This is a genomic window from Nocardioides sp. AN3 (assembly GCF_054653495.1).
In genome coordinates, this window is sequence record NZ_BAAIGC010000027.1 from 39,940 (window position 1) to 60,851 (window position 20,912).

General features: G+C 66.3%; 15 protein-coding genes. 13 read left to right on the forward strand and 2 right to left on the reverse strand.

Annotated elements, in window-relative coordinates:
- Positions 1 to 12 precede the first annotated feature (12 nt).
- Both ACYQ1K_RS22085 and ACYQ1K_RS22090 read right to left on the reverse strand, forming a co-directional pair.
- The gene (locus tag ACYQ1K_RS22085) at positions 13 to 2,337 is read right to left on the reverse strand and encodes a molybdopterin-dependent oxidoreductase (RefSeq protein WP_459985467.1); all 2,325 of its coding nucleotides are present in this window, start codon (positions 2,335 to 2,337) and stop codon (positions 13 to 15) included.
- Between the two features lie 83 nt (positions 2,338 to 2,420).
- Complete coding sequence (locus tag ACYQ1K_RS22090; protein WP_459985468.1) at positions 2,421 to 3,878, reverse strand: APC family permease; 1,458 nt, start codon at positions 3,876 to 3,878, stop codon at positions 2,421 to 2,423.
- Positions 3,879 to 4,107: 229 nt separating this feature from the next.
- On the opposite strand from ACYQ1K_RS22090, the gene ACYQ1K_RS22095 reads away from it, so the two are divergent.
- The 13 genes from ACYQ1K_RS22095 (at position 4,108) to ACYQ1K_RS22155 (ending at position 20,908) form a co-directional block, all read left to right on the forward strand.
- Positions 4,108 to 5,331, forward strand: a complete 1,224-nt coding sequence (locus ACYQ1K_RS22095) for a PucR family transcriptional regulator (protein WP_459985469.1) — start codon at positions 4,108 to 4,110, stop codon at positions 5,329 to 5,331.
- A 239-nt stretch (positions 5,332 to 5,570) separates the two neighbouring features.
- Positions 5,571 to 6,593, forward strand: a complete 1,023-nt coding sequence (locus ACYQ1K_RS22100; protein ID WP_459985471.1) for an ABC transporter permease — start codon at positions 5,571 to 5,573, stop codon at positions 6,591 to 6,593.
- On the forward strand, positions 6,590 to 7,486 hold the full coding sequence (locus ACYQ1K_RS22105; protein ID WP_459985472.1) for an ABC transporter permease: 897 nt from the start codon (positions 6,590 to 6,592) through the stop codon (positions 7,484 to 7,486). Before ACYQ1K_RS22100 ends, ACYQ1K_RS22105 begins: the two co-directional genes overlap by 4 nt.
- The gene (locus ACYQ1K_RS22110) at positions 7,483 to 9,396 is read left to right on the forward strand and encodes a dipeptide ABC transporter ATP-binding protein (RefSeq protein ID WP_459985473.1); all 1,914 of its coding nucleotides are present in this window, start codon (positions 7,483 to 7,485) and stop codon (positions 9,394 to 9,396) included. Before ACYQ1K_RS22105 ends, ACYQ1K_RS22110 begins: the two co-directional genes overlap by 4 nt.
- Positions 9,397 to 9,621: 225 nt before the next feature.
- Entirely contained in the window at positions 9,622 to 11,232 is a 1,611-nt protein-coding gene (locus tag ACYQ1K_RS22115) for an ABC transporter substrate-binding protein (RefSeq protein ID WP_459985474.1), read from the forward strand.
- Positions 11,233 to 11,474: 242 nt separating this feature from the next.
- Entirely contained in the window at positions 11,475 to 12,275 is an 801-nt protein-coding gene (locus tag ACYQ1K_RS22120) for an alpha/beta fold hydrolase (RefSeq protein WP_459985475.1), read from the forward strand.
- Positions 12,276 to 12,403: 128 nt separating this feature from the next.
- Positions 12,404 to 12,862 carry a gamma carbonic anhydrase family protein gene (locus ACYQ1K_RS22125; protein ID WP_459985476.1) on the forward strand — a complete coding sequence of 153 codons (459 nt, stop codon included), beginning with the start codon at positions 12,404 to 12,406 and terminating at the stop codon, positions 12,860 to 12,862.
- A 145-nt stretch (positions 12,863 to 13,007) separates the two neighbouring features.
- Positions 13,008 to 14,669 (forward strand): choline dehydrogenase, encoded by a 1,662-nt coding sequence (locus ACYQ1K_RS22130; protein WP_459985477.1) that lies wholly within the window; start codon positions 13,008 to 13,010, stop codon positions 14,667 to 14,669.
- 132 nt (positions 14,670 to 14,801) lie between these two features.
- Positions 14,802 to 16,244 (forward strand): aldehyde dehydrogenase family protein, encoded by a 1,443-nt coding sequence (locus tag ACYQ1K_RS22135; RefSeq protein WP_459985478.1) that lies wholly within the window; start codon positions 14,802 to 14,804, stop codon positions 16,242 to 16,244.
- Between the two features lie 66 nt (positions 16,245 to 16,310).
- Positions 16,311 to 17,393, forward strand: coding sequence for a zinc-binding dehydrogenase (locus ACYQ1K_RS22140; protein ID WP_459985479.1), 1,083 nt, complete (start codon positions 16,311 to 16,313; stop codon positions 17,391 to 17,393).
- Positions 17,394 to 17,649: 256 nt separating this feature from the next.
- Complete coding sequence (locus ACYQ1K_RS22145) at positions 17,650 to 18,783, forward strand: nitronate monooxygenase (RefSeq protein WP_459985480.1); 1,134 nt, start codon at positions 17,650 to 17,652, stop codon at positions 18,781 to 18,783.
- Positions 18,784 to 19,031: 248 nt separating this feature from the next.
- The gene (locus ACYQ1K_RS22150) at positions 19,032 to 19,520 is read left to right on the forward strand and encodes an acyl-CoA thioesterase (protein ID WP_459985481.1); all 489 of its coding nucleotides are present in this window, start codon (positions 19,032 to 19,034) and stop codon (positions 19,518 to 19,520) included.
- A gap of 128 nt (positions 19,521 to 19,648) precedes the next feature.
- Positions 19,649 to 20,908, forward strand: a complete 1,260-nt coding sequence (locus tag ACYQ1K_RS22155; RefSeq protein WP_459985482.1) for an NAD(P)/FAD-dependent oxidoreductase — start codon at positions 19,649 to 19,651, stop codon at positions 20,906 to 20,908.
- Positions 20,909 to 20,912: the final 4 nt, after the last annotated feature.

Sequence of the window (20,912 nt, forward strand, 5' to 3'; positions counted from 1 at the left end):
AGGTCCCTTCGACTAGTCGCTCGGTCGCGCGCAGCCCGAAGCAGGGCTCCGCTCGACGAAGCGTGGGGGTTTGTCGACGGTGAGCTGCGGAAGGACGCTGTCCCACCGCGTCACCTCGACGAGGGCGTGCTGCGCTGTCGTGCCCTGGGAGAGGGAAGAAGAGGGCCGGTCGGCCGTCAGCACGTTGGGGTTCCCGTGATGGCAGAAGGACGGATCGAGCGGATCAGGGTCATACCAGGCGCCGGTCGAGAGCTGTACGACGCCCGGCCGGATCGCATCCGACACGATGAGCCCCGCGAGGCACGAGCCACGGTCGTTCTTGATCAGGATGACGTCGCCGGTGTGCAGACCGCGCGCCTCCGCGTCCGCAGGGTGCATCCGCGCCGGCTCGCGACCAGCGATCTTGCTCGCCTGACTCGTCGTGCCGACATCGAGTTGGCTGTGCAGTCGCGTCCTGGGCTGGTTCGAGATCAACTGCAGGGGGTGTCGCTGATCAAGGCCTCCGAGCCACTCCTGCGGCTCCAGCCAGACCGGGTGACCGGGACAATCGTCGTATCCGAAGGAGTCGATGACCTCAGAGAAGATCTCGATGCGTCCGGACGGCGTCTGCAACGGGTGGGCCGAGGGATCTGCTCGGAAGTCTGCCAAGAGCACCTGCTGCGGGTTGCGCACCGGGATCTGAATGTGATCGGACGTCATGAAGTCGGCGAACTCCGGCACCTCGTGCCCGAGCTCGGACAGGCGGCCTTTCCATCGCGTGTAGAGGAACTCGAGCCATTCGTCGACTGATCTGCCCTCGCTGAAGGACTCCACCAGGTCGAGTCGTTCCTCGAGGGCCGCGAAGATCGCGTAGTCGTCCCGCGCCTCGCCTGCGGGTGCCGTCAAGGCAGGCATGGGGAAGAAGTGAGGATCATGACGCCCCGAACCGAAGTCCGTGCGCTCGAGGGTCATCGTGGCAGGGAGCACGATGTCAGCGTGCCGGGCGGTGCTGGTCCAGAACTGCTCGTGCACCACGACGGTCGAGGGCTGCTGGAAGGCACGGCGCAGCCGGGCGAGGTCCTGATGGTGGTGGAAGGGGTTTCCGCCCACCCAGTAGACGAGTTCGATCCGGGGCAGCGTCAGCGTCGTCCCGTCGTACGGAATGACGCTGCCCGGGTTGAGCAGCATGTCAGCGATGCGGGCGACCGGGATGAAGGCTGGCTCCCGATTTCGGCCCTGCGGGAGGCTTGGTGGGCTGAGAACGCGCTGCGGGAGCCCGACATCCGCCACTGCTCCGTACCCGTGCTGGAAGCCGCCGCCGGGGAGGCCGATCTGGCCGAGCATCGCGGCGAGCGTGACGCCGAGCCAGATCGGCTGTTCGCCGTGAGGCTGCCGTTGCATGGACCAGCTGAGGTTGAGCATGGTCCGCGACCGGGCCATGCGGCGTGCAAGGTCCGCGATCGTCGTGGAAGGGACCTGGGTGATGGCCGATGCCCACGCCGGTGACTTCGGCACGCCGTCGACGTCGCCGCGGACGTAGCTCATGAAGCGGTCGTAGCCGACGGTGTAACGATCAAGGAACTCGACGTCTGCGGCGCCCTCCGCGTCCAGTGTGAACGCAAGCGCCAACATGAGCGCCGCGTCAGTCCCTGGTCGGGGGGCGATCCATTCGACCCCGGCCTCGGCGAAGGTGTCGTCTTGGATCAGCGTGATGTCGATGAACGTGCATCCGGCTGCCCGAGCTCGGCTGACCTCAGAACGAGTGGCATGGCGGGAGACGCCGCCGCCTGACGAGGCCGAGTTCTTCTCGGACAGCCCGCCGAACGAGACGAAGAGCTCGGTGTGTGCGCAGATCACGTCCCACGTGGTGGCTTGGTCCATCACACCGCTTGGTCCCGTGCCGACGACATGGGGGAGGAGGACCCCCGACGTGCCGTAGCTGTAGTCGCCGGCCGCGGCCACGTAGCCACCCAGGCAGTTGAGGAACCGGTGGACCTGGCTCTGGCCGTGATGGAAGCGTCCCGCACTCGACCAGCCGTACGAGCCGCCGTACACCGCAGAGGAGCCGAACGTCTGATAGACCCGACGCAGTTCCGCGCTCAGGAGGTCCAACGCCTCATCCCAGCTGACTTCGACGAACGGCTCGTCGCCGCGACCGCCTCGGCCCGGGCCGCGCTCCAGCCAGCCTTCCCGAACGGCCGGACGGCGGATACGGGCGGGATGGTGCTGGCTACTGGCCACGTTGTGGATGATCGGCCGGGGATCAGGGTCGCCACTCCACCCGGTGACGTCCGTCAGTGACCTGCCGTCCGACGTTGCCTCCAGCACACCGAAGTGGGTGAGGTGTCGCGATCTCATCAACGTCCTCCCGACCGTCCGTGGTGCTGGACCTCGCATCGCGGGCTTCTCGGCCTAGCTGGCAGATGTCAGGGCGAACCAGGTCACTGACGCCCGATCCGCTCGTAGACCTCGGGTCGGGCGCGCCGGTACGCGACGGCCATCGCGAAGCCGGCCGCGAAGATCGCGACGACCACCACCAGAAGTGCGTTGGAGAGAGCCTGGGATCCCCCGGTCAGCAGGTTGAAGTTCTTCACCCCGAGCACCAGCGTTGCGCCCAGACCGATCGCTGCAAGCACCGGCAGCACCACTCGATGCAGGGCACTCTCGCGACTACCGACGGACCGCATGTAGCGCATCACGGCGACGTTGCTCGCGAAGAAGACCGACAGACCCGTGACCGAGGCGATGCCCAGGACAGCCGCGTAGAAGGCGTACGGATCGATGTGCAGGACGATGATCGGGAGCAGGATCACCGCGGTCGCGACGGTGACTGCGACAGAGGCGATGTGGGGAGAGCCGTGGCGCTTGTGGACACCCGAGAGGCGTCGCGGAAGGATGCCGTCCGCGCTCAGGTTGAAGGCGTATCGAGCGGCGACGTTGTGAGCCGTCAGAAGGACGGCGAACGAGCTGGTGTTGACGAGCACGGTGGCGGCGTCCGCGGTGAACCTGCTGCCGAACTCCGTGATGCTGGCGTGGATCGAGCCCTCGGGGTCGGCCATGGCGGCGGCGATCGCGTGGTCTACGCCGAGCGAGCTGATGAACAGCCAGGCCGTGACGGTGTAGAGGATGCCTGCAGCCGCGATCACGCCATAGGTCGCGAACGGGATGGTCCGATTCGGGTTGCGAACCTCGTCTCGGAAGAGCACAGCAACCTCGAAGCCGCCAAACATACCCATCGCAAAGAGCATGCCGATCGGGAACGATCCGTCGAACAGGTGACTGGGTGACAGCGGGGCCATGCTGAGCCCGTGAGGACCACCACCGTGGATGACAACGCCGAGGTCGAAGATTGCGACGACCACGAGCTCACAGAAGAGGAGGATGGTCGTGAGCTTCGCTGACAGATCGATCTTGAGGTAGCCCAGGATCGCGGTCAGCAGCCAGAACACGGCCCCCCACACGTACCAAGGCGCGCTGGGTCCATGGAAGGTGTCGGTCACCAGGGATCCGAGCACGATGCCGCCGAACACGACGGTGCCCGAGGCGACGGCGAAGTACGAGGCGAGCATGGTGAATCCGGCACCGAGACCAATCTCGCGTCCGAGGCCGGCGGTGATGAAGGAGTAGAACGCGCCCGGCCGGGGGAGCACCTTGGACATGCGGATGAAGCCGTCCGCGAAGGCGGCGAGAATGATGCCGGAGACCACGAAGACGAGCGGCGTGCCGATGCCGTTGCCCACGATCAGCATCACGGGGATCACACCGATCACGACGACGAGCGGTGCGTTGTACGCCATGATGCTGAAGAAGAGCTCGAGCGTTCCGAGGTTGCCGTGAAGCCTCGGGCTGCTCTGGCCGTGCTCGGCGAGGCCGGGGCCTGGACTCGTTGACGTAGCCACTAGGGCTCCCCTTTCATAGGGTCCGATCGAGGCGCTCAGCGGGCCGACGCGGCGTTCACGCTGATGGTCACGACCCATGATCCGTCCACAGGCCGTCTCTGTAGTCTCAGCGAGCGGATGTGAGCCAAACCACTGGCCCTCTTACAAACTTCCGGGGAAGTTGTTGGCAATTCACCAGCGGAGCCGACGGGGCGACGCCCTGAGCTCCTCTCTGCGTAGGATTCGACGAGTGGCGATCGAGCAGCTGCAGCAAGCGGTGGACGCCCTGGCCGAGAGCCTTCATCGATCCGTCGCCATCGACGACAGCTCCATCCGCCTGGTGGTGAGCAGCCGTCATTTCGATGACGCAGATGACGTCCGCGTCCGGGCACTGCTCCAGCGGCAGGGTGGGGACCAGGCCCTCGGGCATGTGCTCGCACAAGGCGTGACGCACTGGACGACCGCCGGCGTCATCCCACCGCTCCCCGAGATCGGCATGAAAGCGCGGGTGTGCGTCCCGATCCGGTGGCGTGCGGAGCTGCTGGGGCTGCTCATGGTGATGGATGCTGACAGCACGCTCACCACGGCAGAGCTCAGCCAGATCACGGCCGCGGCGTCCGACATGGCCCCCTACCTGAAGTCGATGCTCGAGGACGACACCTCCGGCGGCGAGAACGCTCTGTGGGACCTGGTCAGCGCGCGCCCGGTGACCCGTCGACAGGCGCTGACCGACATCGCGGAGCGACACGACGTGGCAGGCTTCACACGTGTCGTCGCTCTGCACGTCACCGCAGTCGACGTAAAAGCCACGATCAGCGGCCATGCGGCAGCTGCCCTCGCTGGCGGCTTGCGAGCGGAGGCTCGAGACTTTCGCGCGGGACTACTCTACGCGGTCCGCGACAGCACGGCGATCGTCCTCCTCGGGCTTGCACGCGCCGCGAGCAGGCAGGTGTTGGAGGACCGTGCTGCTCGTATCGTCAGGAGGGTCAACGACCTCAGTGCGCAGAGGTTCCACTGGGTCGGGGGCGTCGGCAGCCTGGTCGACGGACTGGACCGTGCTGTCGAGACTGCCGAGCAGGCAGAACTGGCCTCGCTGGCAGCACAGGGGCTCATGCCGGATCCCGTCGTGTTCTGGGACGACCTCGGCGCCTACGCCTCCCTCCTCCGGATCCCACCCGCTGGGCTCAACCGCACTGCGCTTCCGAACGAGCTGCGGCGCCTCCTCGAGGTCGACGCCGACGGCCAGCTCACGGCCACGGTTCAGGCCTACCTCGACCATGGCGGCTCCAGCCCTGACGCAGCTGATGCGCTTCATATCCACCGCACCACGCTCTACTACCGGATCGGACGGGTCCAGGAACTCGCGGGTCTCGACCTCGCCGACGGCCGCACGCGGCTGGCCCTTCACGTGGGACTCGAGTTGATGCGGATGGAGAAGGCCCTGCGCGGCAGGTCGCCTCGCACCCGAAGCTGAGGGCGCCGTTCCCTAGCTGCCGGCAGCCCCGACGCTCCGTTGGTGGATGAACGAACGAGCGCGCGAGAGTCGTGAACTCTCACAATGTGTGATGCGAAACACTGAGAACTAGCGTCGGCCGTGGTCATCGACCCTCCCTCGAAAGCATCGCCGCGCGCACCTGTGCCCCGAGGCGTCCGGCCGAAGGAGGGCGGTCAGCGGATCCCCCGTTCGGCCCGCACGCGTAGAGGAACGGCATCGTGTCAGTCATTACGTCAACGCCAACGCAGGAGCCGTTGGCTGCGCCCACGCCAACGGCGCGTGGAGCTACGAGAGCACGCGTCGGCGTCCTCGTCCGCCAGATCTTGATGGCGCTCGTCACGCTCTTCCTGATCTCGTTCATCGCCTTCGTGGCGATGAACCATTCGCCGGAACAGATCGCGAAGAACGTGCTGGGGCACGGGGCAACCTCCGAACAGGTCGATGCCTACGCGGCCGCCCACGGCCTGGATCGACCCCTGATCGTTCAGTACCTGGACTGGTTGGGGCACTTCGTACGGGGCGACTGGGGCAACACGCTGACCGGTGAGTCGGTGAAGACGCTCGTCATGCCCGCCTTCGCGCACACCACTGAGCTGGCCATGCTGACCCTCCTCTGGTCGGTGCCACTGGCGATCACCCTCGGTGTCGCGGCGGCACGACGACGTGGCGTCCTCGACCAGATCATGTTCGTCGGCATGACCGTGCTGGCGGCGCTTCCCGAGTTCGTGATCGGGCTCGGACTGATGGTCGCGCTCGCCGTGCAGCTGGGCTGGTTCCCCGTCACGTCCGTCGCCATCACCGACGGAACGGCGAGCGAGAAGGCGATGGCCTTCATGCTGCCCTCCCTGACCCTCGGCCTCGGTGTCGTGGCTTACGTGTGGCGGATCACTCGCGCATCCGTCGGGGAGGCGTTCGCCGCGCCCTTCACGAGGACTGCGGTGTTGCGCGGTCTGCGCCGCCGACGTGTCGTCTGGACGCACGGCGTGCGCTCTGCCTCCGTGCCGCTCGTCAACGCGATCGCCATCAACATCATCTACCTGATGGGGGGCGTGATCGTCGTGGAGAACGTGTTCTCGTTCCCCGGGCTCGGACGGCTGCTGGTCCAGGCGATCGCGCAGGGCGATGCGAACATGGCGCTCGCCATCATCATGCTGCTCGGCGCCGTGTTCATCGGCCTCGGACTCATGGCTGACGCGATCGTCGCGTATCTCGACCCCAGGCTGAAGGGTGGTGCGCGATGAGTGGCGGAGCCGTGACCCCGACGATCGATGCTGGGCTGGCCGGCTCCCGCCGCGGGGGCCTTCTTCGCCCGGTCACCCACACGTGGGCAGGTCGCATCGGGCTCGTCATCGTCGGCCTCATGCTCATCGTCATCGTGTTCGGGCCAGCCTTGGCCCCCCACGATCCGAACCAGCTCAGCGTCGGGCCGCCGCTGTCACCGCCCGGCGGCGGGTACCCGCTCGGCACGGACAACCTGGGGCGCGACGTCTGGAGCCGCTTCCTGACGGGCGGACGGATGGTGCTCCTGGTGCCGCTGGCAGCGGTTGCGCTGGCGACGCTCACCGGCGGGTTCCTGGGCATGACGGCCGGCTACGTCGGAGGCGTCTTCGACTCCATCGTCGCCCGCGTGTTCGACATCCTGCTGACCCTTCCGCCGCTCCTCATCGCGATGGCCGTGATCGCCGGCTTCGGGTCCTCGACCCCGGTGCTCGTGATCACGATCGCGGTGATCTTCGCGCCCCAGATCGGCCGGGTCTCCCGCGGCACCACCCTGGCGGTCGTCTCCTCCGACTACGTGGAGGCCGCTCGGGCGCGCGGTGAGCGCCGGGTGACGACTGTCGTGCGGGAGATATCGCCCAACATCCTCGCGCCCGTCATGTCAGATCTGGCGCTCCGGGTGACCTATGGCGTCATCTTCGTGGCAAGCCTCAACTTCCTCGGTCTCGGAGCGCAACCGCCCTCCTCGGACTGGGGCCTGTCGATCGCCAGCAGTCTGGGATATGTGCAGGTTCAGCCGTGGGCGTCGCTTGCCCCCGTCGTCGGGGTCGCGGCACTCTCCGTGGGCCTGAACCTGATCGCCGACTCGATGGTCCGATACGTGAGCAATGACAGCGCAAAGGATTCAATGCTGTGAGTAGATCTACGTTCGCGTTCGAGGTCGACGCACTGTCAGTGGGCTACCGACATCGGGATGGGTCGATCAACACGGTCGTCAAAGGCGTGAGCCTGACATTGGGTCGGGGCAAGGTCCTGGGTGTCGCTGGCGAATCCGGGTGCGGGAAGAGCACCGCAGCTCTCGCTTCGATCGGCTACCGAGCCGGCGGCATGGAAGTCCTGAACGGCACTGCGCGACTGGGGGAGATCGACCTTCTCAAGCTGCCGCTTCTCAAGCTTCGGCGCCTGTGGGGCAGCAAGGTCGTCTACGTGCCGCAAGCCTCGTCGCAGACGCTCACGCCAGCACTGACGATCGGGAAGCAGTTGGCCGAGCCGATGATGCTCCATCTCGGAATCCGCGGACAGGAGCTCCACGACAGGCAGATCGGGCTCCTGGAAGAGGTCGGTGTTCCCAATCCCGAGGCCGCCTTGCGACGCTACCCCCACCAGTTCAGTGGCGGACAACAGCAGCGCATCAACCTGGCCATCGCGCTCTCGTGCAACCCCGAGGTGCTCATCCTCGACGAACCGACCACCGGCCTCGACGTGACCACCCAAGCGCGGATCATGAAGCTGCTCAAGCGTGTGATCGCCGAGCACCAGACCGCGGCCCTGCTCGTGAGTCACGACCTTCCGCTCCTGGCAGAGACGTGCGACGAGGTCGCCATCATGTACGCAGGCGAGGTCGTCGAAGCAGGACCGGCTGCGGATCTGCTGGCGAAGCCTGTGCACCCCTACACCAAAGCGCTCCTCGCGGCCGTGCCTGATCCGTCGGGGGAGACCGCGCTCTCGGGAATTCCCGGGGCTCCACCTCAGGGTGTCGTGGCGGGAGCATGCGCGTTCGCGCCGCGATGTGCCTTCGTGGAGGACGCCTGCACCCGGACAAGTCCGAGACTCGAGCAGCACGGCGACGCTCACAGCGTCCGCTGCCTCCGAGCGAACGAGCAGATGGCGCTGACGATCCGGGAGCGGCGGTCTGAGCTTCGGGTGGTCGAGCTGACCGGCCCACTCCTCGCCGTGGAGAACCTCTGGTGCGAGTACCGCTCGCACGGCAGGACGACTCCCGTCGTCAAGGGGATCGGGTTCGAAGTCGCGCAGGGTGAGACGCTCGCCATCGTCGGCGAGTCGGGCAGCGGCAAGTCCACACTGGTTCGCACCATCGCCGGCTTGCACCCGCCTGTCGCGGGCACGCTCACCTTCGACGGCGCCACGTTGCCGCCGAACGCTGCGAAGAGGCGCAGGACGGTCCGGCGGGATATGCAGATCATCTTCCAGAATCCCGACACCTCGCTCAACCCGCGGCACGACGTGCTCAGTCTCGTCGCGCGCCCGATGCAGCTGTTCCAGCGCGAGCTGTCCCGTCGAGACCGTGAAGCGCGCGTCCTCGATATCCTCGACCAGGTCAACCTCCCGCGATCCGTGGCTCGGCGATATCCCGGGGAGCTCTCGGGTGGGCAGAAGCAGCGGGTCGCGATCGCGAGGGCGTTCGTCGCCAACCCGAAGCTGATCCTCGCCGACGAGATCACCTCCGCTCTGGACGTCTCCGTGCAGGCGGCGATCATCAACGTCCTTTCCGAGCTCTCCGCTGAACACGGGACGTCCGTGGTGTTCGTGTCGCACGATCTAGCGCTGGTCAGGGCTGTCGCGCATCGAGCGCTCGTCCTGCAACATGGGAACGTCCGAGAGACCGGTCCCGTCGCTCAGCTCTTCGACTCACCCCGTGACGAGTACACCCGCGAGCTCGTGAAGGCGATCCCGACGTACGGCGCGAGCGATGGCGCCGGAGCCCGCAGCGGCGCATTGTCGCTGTCTGTCGACTTCGCCCCGACCGACCTGCGCGCCGTCCCCGGCCGTCTGGACCGGTTCGGCGAGGCACCACCCGTCGCGTGACATCGCGGATCGCCCCCGTCCCGACGACGCCGGGGGCTGCATGCCCCGGGGCCGTGTCACAGCTCCCCAGCGGTGGTCCACAGCGTGACGGGAATCACGTTGTCGGAACGACGGAAGACGCCACCAGAGTCGAGAAATCCCACAATTACCCCGATCGGTGACGCGTTACTACGTTCCACTCAATCGTCATCGGTTGTCCGATGCGCCGAAGCTGGAGGAGCCGTCATGGCCCAGTATCCCCACGATCCGTCCGATTCGGACGCCACCCAGGCCTTCAAGATCCAGGCCACCCGCCGGCAGGCACTTGCCTTCGGCGGCATCAGTCTCGGGGCGCTCCTTCTCTCAGCCTGTAGCGGCGGCTCCTCGAGCAGCTCGCCCTCGTCGTCGCACTCAGGCGGGACTCCCAAGAAGGGAGGCACCCTCCGCCTGTCGATCAGCGACGGCAGCAGCTCCGACAGCCTCGACCCAGGTCTCGCCACCTCGACGAGCAGCTACGTGTATGCCAACTCGATCTACGACCAGCTGGCCACGCTCGACGCGGACTTCCAGGCGCAACCTGCTCTCGCGAAGTCGTGGGACCTCAACGCCGACGCGACGCAGCTGACGATGCACCTGCGCGAAGGCGTCACGTGGCACGACGGCAGCGCCTTCTCCTCGAAGGACGTCGTGTACACGATCAAACGATGGTTGGCCCCCGACTCGGGGAGCCATGTGGCTGCTTTCGTCGCGCCGTACCTCGACTCGGCCGGTGTGTCCGCTCCCGACGCGAACACGGTGGTGCTCAAGCTCAAGAAGCCCAACGGCACTCTCATGCAGACCTTCGGCAACCTGCCCAACAGCGCGGTTGTCAAGGATGGGACCAAGGACTTCGGGAAGACCGCGGTCGGTACCGGGCCGTACAAGCTCACCGGCTGGTCGCCCGGCCAGGGCTGGAAGGTCGTACGTAACGACGCCTACTGGGGCGGCGCGCCGTACCTCGATGGGATCAATGCGACGATCACTCCCGATCAGAGCGCCAAGGTCCAGACGGCACTCGCGGGGTCGACCGACGTCACCGATCCCATCCCGGTGTCTCTCTGGGCAACCCTGACGGGCCAGAAGAACGTCGCGCTCGAGACGATCGAGAACCGCAACACCTGGATCTTCGCCTTCGACCAGACACAGAAGCCGTTCGATGACCCGCGAGTCATCCAAGCGCTCAAGCTGGCGACAGACCGCGACAAGATGGTCCAGACCGCGCTCCAGGGCCATGGCAAGGCGGTGGCAGACGTTCCGATCGACCCGGGCACCTCGTGGTACCCGAAGGACCTGAAGCCGGAGTACGACGTTGCGAAGGCGAAGTCCCTGCTTGCTGACGCGGGGTTCGCGGATGGGCTCGACATCACGCTGAGCACGACGGCCTCCGTGCCCGGCATGGTGGATGCCGCACAGGCTTGGCAGCAGATCGTCAAGGACGCCGGCATCAACGTGAAGCTCGATCAGCTTCCCGGCGACACCTACTGGACGAAGGGATGGATGGCATCCCCGGCGTTCATGGACTACTGGACCAACTTCTATCCGCCGGTGGGATTCAACGCCTTCTACACCAAGGACGCGAGCTGGCCCGAAACGCACTACTCGGATCCTGCTGTCGAGAAGGCCGTCGACGACCTCATGTCGAGCACCGATCCGACCAAGCAGGTCGGCCTGACGCAGCAGGGCTACCTGGCTGCGCGCGACTCCTACGGCTACGTCATCCCGGTCTTCGCTGACGCCGCGTACGCGCGGTCGCCCAAGGTCAACGGGATCATCTGGACGGTCGCGGCCTTCGACTTCCGGAAGACGTGGCTCGCCTGAGGTGACACCTGCCCGACGAGGCAGTGACTCATCACCGCTGGACCCTGGCTGGTGTTCGTGGACCTGTTGTCGCCGCGAACACCAGCCAGTCAGCTGGAGGACAGCTCCGGGCGGCCAGGAGCGGGACGGGTCGATTGCGACAAGGCGTGGGACACCGTGCGCGAGCTTTCAACCTGAGGTCGTAGAAACCACCCGACCACTCGGCCATCCTGAAGACATTGCTCGACCCAAAGAACGGACGGATGATGCGGGGCACCGATCTGACCTTGACGACCTCGGACGGCGTGCACGTCGTCTACGACGATGAGGGCGAGGGTCGTCCGGTCGTGCTCGTTCACGGCTACGACGGACTTCGCGCGCACTGGGAGTTCCAGCGCGACGAGCTCTTGGCTGCCGGCTACCGCGTCGTCGCCCTCGACCTCCGTTGCCACGGAGCTTCGGACAAGCCCGTGTACGGGCAGCGCATGACACGTCTGGGTCAGGACCTTCGCGAGCTGGTCGACCTGCTCGAGCTGGACGACGTCACTCTCGTCGGCCACTCGATGGGTGTGTCGGTGTCGCTCGCGATGCTGGCGATCTCCGGGAGCCGCAGGATCGGACGTCTCGTGGCCATCGACCAGTCGCCGAAGATCGTGAACGACGTGCAGTGGAGCTGGGGCGTGCGCAAGGTGACGTGGGACAACGTCTACGACTGTGTGCACTTCCGCGCCGATTGGGGCGAGCGGGACGAGCCGCCGGTGCCGGAGGACTCGGCGATGTCCTGGACGTGGAAGACGTTCGAGCACGACAAGGTGAAGAGACTTCTCCTCGACCACTTCGTGGCCGACTGGCGTGATGTCGTTCAGCGCATCGACGTCCCGACCTGGGTCGTGACCGGGCGGTTCAGCCCGTTCTACGACCTGGAGGGCATGGAGTGGTTCGCGCGTCAGGTGCCTGGCGCCAGGCTCACCGTCTTCGAGAAGAGTGGGCACTCACCGCACGTGACGGAGGCGGCGGAGTTCAACCGCAGCTTCCTCGACTTCGTCGCGGCGACGACTGCATGACGTCTCTGGTCGTTCCCATGGGCGACACCACGCCGACAGTGGCCGAAGGCGCCTGGGTCGCCCCCACTGCTGTCCTGGTCGGCGACGCGAGGGTTCAAGCTTGCGCTTCGATCTGGTATGGATCGGTCGTGAGAGCGGATCGCACCCAGATCGTCCTCGGCGAGAACAGCAACCTGCAGGACAACTGCGTCGTCCACGGTGACCCTGGCTATCCGGTGACGATCGGAGCGGGCGTGTCGGTCGGGCACGGCGCTGTCATCCACGGATGCACGATCGAGGACCAGTGCCTCATCGGGATGTCGGCAACAGTGATGAACGGGGCCCGCATCGGTCGAGGGTCGATCGTCGCCGCTGGCGCGGTCGTCCTGCCCGGCACGCACGTCCCACCAGGCTCCCTCGTCGCGGGTGTCCCCGGGCGTGTTCGACGGACGACGACAGAGGATGACCGGCGGGAGATCGTTGCCAACGCGAACCACTACCTCGACCTCGCCGCTGAGCATGCGCGCGTTCGAAGCGTCGTCCCCACACTGACGGAGCGCCCGTCACGGGACGCTCAGCAGTTCGTTCCGCGAGCAGAGGGCCCGTAGGAACCGGAACGAAGCATGGTCCAGTCGTTTGTGAGGTTCACAATGGAGAACTGCTCTCCGCACCGCCAAGGTAGATCTCAGTGGACGTCGGTAGCACGCCCGGCGGCGGCGCCGCGCCGCATCCAGGATCGGAAAGAAGCACCTCATGAAGCACGACAGCTATGACTACATCATCGTCGGGGGAGGATCGGCCGGCTGCGTGCTGGCGAACCGGTTGACCGCGGATGGCCTGAGCCGCGTGCTGGTGCTCGAGGCGGGTCACCGCTACTCCCGATTCGACTATCCCGTGAGGGTTCCGGCCGCCTTCCTGTTCGTCATGGGTCACCGGTTCTACGACTGGCAGTACAAGTCCGAGCCTGAGCCGATGCTCGGGAACCGCCGGATCGAGCACTACCGCGGCAAGCTCATGGGTGGCTGCAGCACGATGAACGGCATGTTCTTCCAGCGAGCGAACCCGCTCGTCTACGAAGGATGGGCCCAGGCGCCTGGCATGGAGTCGTGGAGTTACGCGCACACCCTGCCCTACTTCAAGCGCATCGAGCGCTTCGTGGGAAGCGACCCGACCGGGCTCTACCGGGGACGTTCGGGGCCGATTCCCGTGCACCGTCACCAGGTGGAGAACCCGCTGTTCGGCGCTCTCTTCGAGGCGGCACGCCAGGCCGGCCACGAGGTCGTCGAAGACGTCAACGGCTACCGGCAGGAGGGCTTCGGGCCCTTCGACTCCAACATCGAGAACGGCGAGCGGTACGACGCCGCGCGGACCTACATCGCCCCCGTCCAACGCCGGAAGAACCTCGATGTCGTCACGGGAGCGCTCGTCAGCCGCGTGGCCTTCGACGGCAATCGCGCGGTCGGCGTCGAGCTGCGCTCGCGGCGCCACGGCACGACGATCGTGCGAGGCTCCGAGATCATCCTGGCCGGGGGAGCCTTCAACTCGCCGCAGCTCCTCCAGCTTTCCGGCGTCGGCAATGCCTCGGAGCTGACGAAGCTGGGCATCCCGGTGGTCGAGAACCTGCCCGGCGTCGGCGAGAACATGCAGGACCACCTCGAAGCGTTCGTCATGTACGCCTGCACGCAGCCGGTCTCGATGGCGGGAATCCTTCGAAAGCGCACATGGCCGAGCACAGGCCTGAAGTGGCTGACACGCCGCAGCGGACCTGCGGCGACCAACCACTTCGAAGCCGGAGGGTTCGTCCGCTCGAACGATGACGCCCCGATGCCGAACCAGATGCTGACGATGCTACCGCTGGGGGTGCGCAATGACGGAACGCCCGCGCCGACTCCGCACTCGTACCAGATCAACCTGGGGCCGCAGCAGCCCGAGTCGCTGGGGCACGTCAAGCTGCGGACGAAGGACCCGCTCCAGGCGCCGGTCCTCACCTTCAACTACCTGTCGACCGAGCGCGACCGGCGTGACTGGATCGAAGGAGTTCACCTCACGCGCGAACTTCTGAACCAGCCGGCCTTTGCGCCGTACAAGGGGGGAGAGCTGTCGCCCGGACCGAAGGTCATCACCGACAAGGAGATTCTCGAGTGGGTGGCCCGAGACGCCGAGACGACGTACCACCCGTGCGGGACCTGCAAGATGGGCACCGACGACCAGGCCGTCGTTGATCCTCAGACGATGCGCGTTCACGGTCTCGACGGTCTCCGTGTCGTCGACGCATCGGTCATGCCCCGGATCCCCAATGCGAACCTCTATGCGCCCGTGATGATGATCGCGGAGAAGGCGGCCGACCTGATCCTCGGCAATCAGCCGTTGGCGCCAGAGGAAGTCCCCTTCTATCGCCGGACCAAGGTCTCCTAGGAGGCTCGATGAACCGCCGTCGCGATCGCCGAACCGGTCGTGACGTCCCCCACGCAATTAACGCGGACTGATGCCTCCCGAGACTTCTGACTCTCATCGGGTTGATCACCAGCCGAGGAACGGAGAAGAAATATGAGCACCCTCACGACCATGGGGCCGACCGCTGAGAGCTGGCGGGCGACGCCGGACGACACCGATGTGTCGCACGTGACTAACCCTGCCACCGAGGAGAGCATCGCGATCTACCGCAACGCGTCGGCGGAGGACGTCGATGCGGCCGTCATGCGTGCCTACTCCGCGAAGACCGCGTGGGGGCGAACCCCGCCCGTCGAGCGCGCGGAGATCCTCCTCAAGATCGCTGAGGCGGTCGAGGAGGAGGCCGAGGAGTTCGCACGCCTGGAGTCCGAGAACGTCGGCAAGCCCCTCACCCATGCGGTGGAGGAGATGCCATGGGTATGGGACGTCATCCGCTTCAGCGCCGGTGCGGCCCGAGTGTCGCACGCGCCGGCTGCAGGTGAGTATGCGAACGGCAGTACGTCGTGGTTGCGCCGTGAGCCGATCGGCGTCGTCGGTCTCATCATCCCGTGGAACTACCCCCTCCTCATGGCGACCTGGAAGCTCGCGCCGGCGATCGCGGCAGGCAACACGGTGATCATCAAGCCCTCCGAGCTGACACCTGAGACGACCATCAAGCTGGTCGACCTGATGAATCGATTCCTGCCGCCCGGCGTGATCAACCTCGTGCTGGGGGCGGCGGACACCGGGCGCGCGATCGTCGAGCACCCGAAGGTCGGCATGGTCGCGCTGACCGGCGACGTCTCCACCGGTAAGGCCGTCGCGGCGAGCGCCGCCACCACGCTCAAGAGGACCAGCCTCGAGCTCGGCGGCAAGGCTCCGATCCTGGTGTTCGCCGACAGTCCCGTCGCCCGGACGGCCCGCGACCTGGTGGGGTTCAGCTACGCCAACAGCGGACAGGACTGCACAGCCGCCTGCCGGATCATCGTGGAGGACGCGGCGTACGACGAGTTCGTTGCTGCCTTCGTGTCGGAGGCCGAGAAGGTGCAGGTCGGAGACCCGACCGATCCGGCCACCACGATGGGACCGCTCATCTCCGAACGCCAACTGGAGCGCGTCGAGGGCTTCGTCGAGCGAGCCCGTGGCTACGGTGCCGTCATCCGAACGGGTGGTGAACGCCTGGGTCGGGACGGATGGTTCTACCCGCCCACCGTGGTCACCGACGTCGAGCAGAGCTCCGAGATCATCCAGCGCGAGGTCTTCGGACCGGTGGTCACCATCCAGCGCGGCGCGTCCGACGACGAGATGCTGGCGATGGCGAACGGCGTCGACTACGGGCTCTCGGCCAGCGTCTGGACCACCGACCTCGCGCGAACCATGCGATTCACCAGGGAGCTCGACTTCGGGACGGTCTGGGTCAACCAGCAGATCTTCACGGCCTCAGAGATGCCGTTCGGCGGGTTCGGTGAGTCGGGATATGGCAAGGAGCTCTCGGGGCACGGCCTGGACGAGTACTCCCGGTTCAAGCACGTCATGGTCAAGCCGGAGCTCGCGCCCTGACGGCGCTGCGGAACATCGATTTCGAGGGGTCACGAAGTGCAGACTGAAGTCTCCGTCCCAACGCTCATGCGAGCAGTCGTTCTGACCGGCCACGGCGGGATCGATCGCCTGGTCGTTCGGGACGACGTCCCGACACCGCATCCGCGGGCCGGCGAGGTCCTGGTGCGCGTCGGTGCCTGCGGTCTCAACAACACCGACATCAACACGCGAACCGGCTGGTACGACCGGAAGGTCGAGTCAGGTGTCAGCGAGGAGCTCGGTCTCCACGGACGTGACGACGGCTCCGGCAGTTCGTGGAACAAGGACGGCGTCATGTTCCCGCGGATCCAGGGCGCCGCGGTTGCAGGTGTGGTCGCGGCGGTCGGCGAGGGCGTGGACCGTTCCCGCGTCGGACAGCGCGTGCTCGTCGACCCCTCGGTCCGCGACCCACAGCTCCCGTTGCGGGCGCAGATCGCTGAATACCTCGGCAGTGAACGTGACGGTGGGTTCGCCGAGTTCGTGGCGGTTCCTTCTGTCAACGCGCACGCGGTCGCCAGTCCCATGACCGACGCAGAGCTGGCGACCTTCCCATGCTCCTACGACACTGCTGAGGAGATGCTGGTGCGTGCTGATCTCGCGGCGGGGGAGACGATCCTCATCACGGGGGCCGCAGGGGGAGTGGGGACCGCCCTCATCCAGCTGGCCCTGGTCCGTGGCGCCACTGTCATCGCGGTGGCGAGTCAGTCCAAGCAGGAGCGGCTCGAGGCGCTGGGTGCGCACTACTTCGTTCGCCGCGATGTGGCCGACTTGGAGGCTGCGGTCGAGGCTCTGGTCGGCCCGCGAGCCGTCGATGTCGTCGGCGACGTGGTGGGCGGCGCGCTCTTCGCGCCGGTGCTCAAGGTCCTCCGCCGAGGTGGTCGCTACACGACGGCTGGAGCCATCGGGGGCCCGACGACGGCGATGGACCTTCGAGACCTCATCTACAAGGACCTCGAGATGTACGGCATCACCAACCCGACCGCCGACACGTTCACGCGTCTCGTTCAGCTCATCGAGTCGGACCGGCTCCTCCCGCTTCTCGACGCTGCATATCCGCTGGAGGAGCTGTACCTCGCCCAGGAGCAGATGCTGAAGAGGGCTCACGTCGGAAAGATCGTCGTGACTCCTTGAGCGCTACCGATTCGACCCAAGGATGTGTGTGAGGACGATCTGTGAGGCGCGGGTTGGTGGAGCGTGGGGTCGGAGTGCCACCGGGTCTCTGAAGAATTACACCGGATGCGACGTTCTCTTGAAATCGTCCCAATGTTCCGCGCCACGATCGACTCCTAGTGTCGAGGCACGGGCAGCCGAGACCTCGCGTCACCGAGGACTTGAAGAGTGCGCCCACCGGACAGTCGGGCCAGCCTCCCGCTAGCGCCCTACCAACGTGAGGAACAGGTTCACGATGCAGACCAAGGTCGCCGAAAGTCTCGGGATCGATCTCCCGATCTTTGCCTTCTCGCACTGCAGGGACGTCATCGCCGCAGTCACCAACGCCGGTGGCATGGGCGTCCTCGGTGCCGCGTGGATGACCGCAGACGAGCTCCAGATGTCGATCGAGTGGCTGGAGAAGGAGGTCAACGGCAAGCCCTTCGGCGTCGATCTCGTGTTCCCCGGGACCGGGAATGACGAGAAGTCGCCCGAGGAGTACCTGGCGGCGATTCCCGATCAGTACATGGCGTTCGTGCAGAAGATGTTGGACGAGGGTGGCCTGAGCGACCTGTCGCCCGCGGACCGGGACGCCTACATGACTGAGAACGCCGGGAAGATGGCGATGACGAACCAGAAGAGCCGTGACCAGCTCGACGTCACGTTGGCCCATCCCTCGGTGAGTCTCATCGTCGGCGCACTCGGTGTCACCCCGGACTGGGTGATCAACGAAGCGCACTCTCGCAACGTGCAGGTCGGTGCGCTCGTCGGCAGTGGACACCACGCGGCCAAGCAGGTCGACGCCGGAGTGGATCTGCTCGTGGCCCAGGGCACGGAGGCCGGGGGCAGCGTCGGAAACATCGCCTCGATGGTGCTGTGGCCCCAGGTTGTCCAGGCGGCCGGTGGTGTACCGGTTCTCGCTGCCGGGGGCATCTCACGCGGCTCGCAGATCTTGGCCGCGCTCTCACTAGGCTGCCAAGGTGTCTGGTTGGGATCACTGTGGCTCGGCACAGCCGAGGGAGAGCTCAGCCTCGAGGCACGGGAGAAGCTGTTCGCCGCGAACTCCGAGGATGCCGTCCTGTCGAAGACTATGACGGGCAAGCAGGGACGAATGCTTCGCACCAGGTATGTCGACACCTGGGAAGACCCCACCACTCTCGCCCCACTCTCCTGGCCCATGCAGTCGATCCTCAACGGCTATTCGTACAAGCGCGCCGAGCGGGCGAAGAACCTCGACTACTGGACCTACTCGGTCGGCCAGGCGGTGGGGGACATGAAGGGCCACACGACCGTCAAGCGTGAGATCGAGCGAATGCTCAACGAGTACGGCGATGCCCTCGAGCAGCTGATGAACGTCACGGACATGAGCTGAGCCCACGATCGACCTCGCCTTCGCTGCCGTTCTCAGCCTGGTGGTCGACGAGGGGGCGGTCATCGACCGCCTGCTGCAGCGCGCTCACGTCGAGGGTCGTGCTGATGACGTCGAGGACGTGATTCGCCGTCGGCTTGCCTAGGACTGGTGTGCCGCCAGCAACCGGGCCGGTGATCTGTGAACTCGCCAGTTCTGTCGAACGCGCGCGGGTCGCATCATTGCCTGACGAGACGAAGGAGGGCGTTCGAATGGCAGATACCGCCTCCGGGGATGAGATGAGCAGCGTGCCGCCGTCGGTCGTGCTCCGTCACCGAGTCCGGCACTACGAGGCCGATGCGCAGGGATTCCTCTTCAACAGTCGCTACCTCGAGCTGGCTGACGCCGGCATGACCGAGTACCTGCGAGGACTCGGCTTTCCCTACCTCGACCTCGTTGCATCGGGGGTGGATCCGTCGGTGGTGAGCGCGCAGCTCCAGTTCCGGGCTCCCGCTCGCTTCGAAGACATCCTGGCGGTGTCCGTGCGCTGTGTCCGAGTAGGTACCGCCAGTTTTGCACTCGGCGTGGAGGTCTGGCGTGAAGCCGAACGACTCGCCGAGATCGTCCTGACCTACGTGAACGTCGACGCGGGGTCGGCGACGTCGCGTCCTCTTCCCGCCCACGTCGCCTCCGCTCTTCGGCGAGACGCTGCCGACCGGTCGAATTGGAAATCGACCAGGGAAGCTCTGGATCCGTGTTGATCTGACTGATGCGCCGGTCGCAGAGGCGGCTGCATCCTTTGCGTGTCGGTCGGCCGCCGCAACGCGGGCTCCGCGCGTCCACCACCTCCCGCTTCGCAACCCCCACCAGGGCAGTAAGGAACACCAAGATGTTACTCAACGCATCGAACGACTCCTCGGCCGGTCGGCCGGAGAGTGTCATCATCGTGGGCGCTGGAATCGTCGGCGCCTCCACGGCTCTCTACCTGGCGCGCGAGGGTGTGCGCGTCACGCTGGTCGACCGTCACGCGGTCGGCTGGGGTGCGTCCGGCCGCAACGCCGGCTACATCTCCATGCTGAGCCGGACGCCGGGCGCCGAGCTGGAACTGGCCAAGCTGTCCCGTGAGCTCTACCCGCAGCTTGCGGAGGAGATCGACGACTTCGAGTTCAAGGCGAACGGTGCCCTCGTCTTCTACTACGAGGACCAGCTGCCGCTCATCGACGGGTTCGTCAGCCGCAGGACCGCCGACGGGCTCCCGATGGAGGTCGTCGACGGCGACCGTGCCCGCGAGCTCTGCCCGCTCCTCCCCGAGGACGTGGTGGGCGCGATCCACTCCAAGAGCGACTGCTACATCCACCCGGGCAAGTTCACCGACGCGCTGGCCGCGGCCGCCGTGAAGGAAGGCGCCAGCATCGTGTTGGCCGATGCGCTCGAGCTCGAGATCCGAGACGGCCGCTGCGTCGGCGTACAGACCAGTGACGGCCTCCTGACCGCCGACGCAGTGGCAGTGTGCGGTGGTTCCTGGACGACCGATCTGCTCGCGAAGGCGGGTCTGCCGTTCCATGTGGTCCACCTCCGCATGCAGATGGCAGAGACCGCCGCCGTGACCGACACCCGTTTCGACGTTGCCGTCTACGGGCCGAGTCTGTTCCACGAGTACGCGTTCGTCCGCGAGCTTCCTGGTTACGAGGACGACCTCGTTCTGCACCCCCTTCAGCACATCATGCCGGAGGTCGGACTTCTCGAACTCGTCTGTCAGCGTGACGACGGCCGGCTCTGGCTGGGCTGCCCGATCCAGTTCGTCGACGGACCGGACGCCTCTCCCGACCCGACGGTCGCTGGTCTGGCTCAGACGTTCGGAGTGCTCGGCGACCACATCCCGGCGCTCCAGCACGTGCCCGTCGAGAGGATCTGGGGTGGTGTCGCCCCGCAGACAGGAGACGGGAAGCCCGTTCTCTCCGGAGTTCCGTCCGTGCGGGGGCTCTTCATCGGTGCGGGCCATGCGTACGGCGCGACGGTCGGTCCGGGCAGCGGACGCGTGCTGGCCGACCTCGTCCTCGGTGAGCAGCCCTCGATCAACTCCGAGCCCTTCCGTTATGACCGAGCCGTGATCACCGAGGGCGTGTCCCGAGCGGTCACGCTCGGCTGACCCG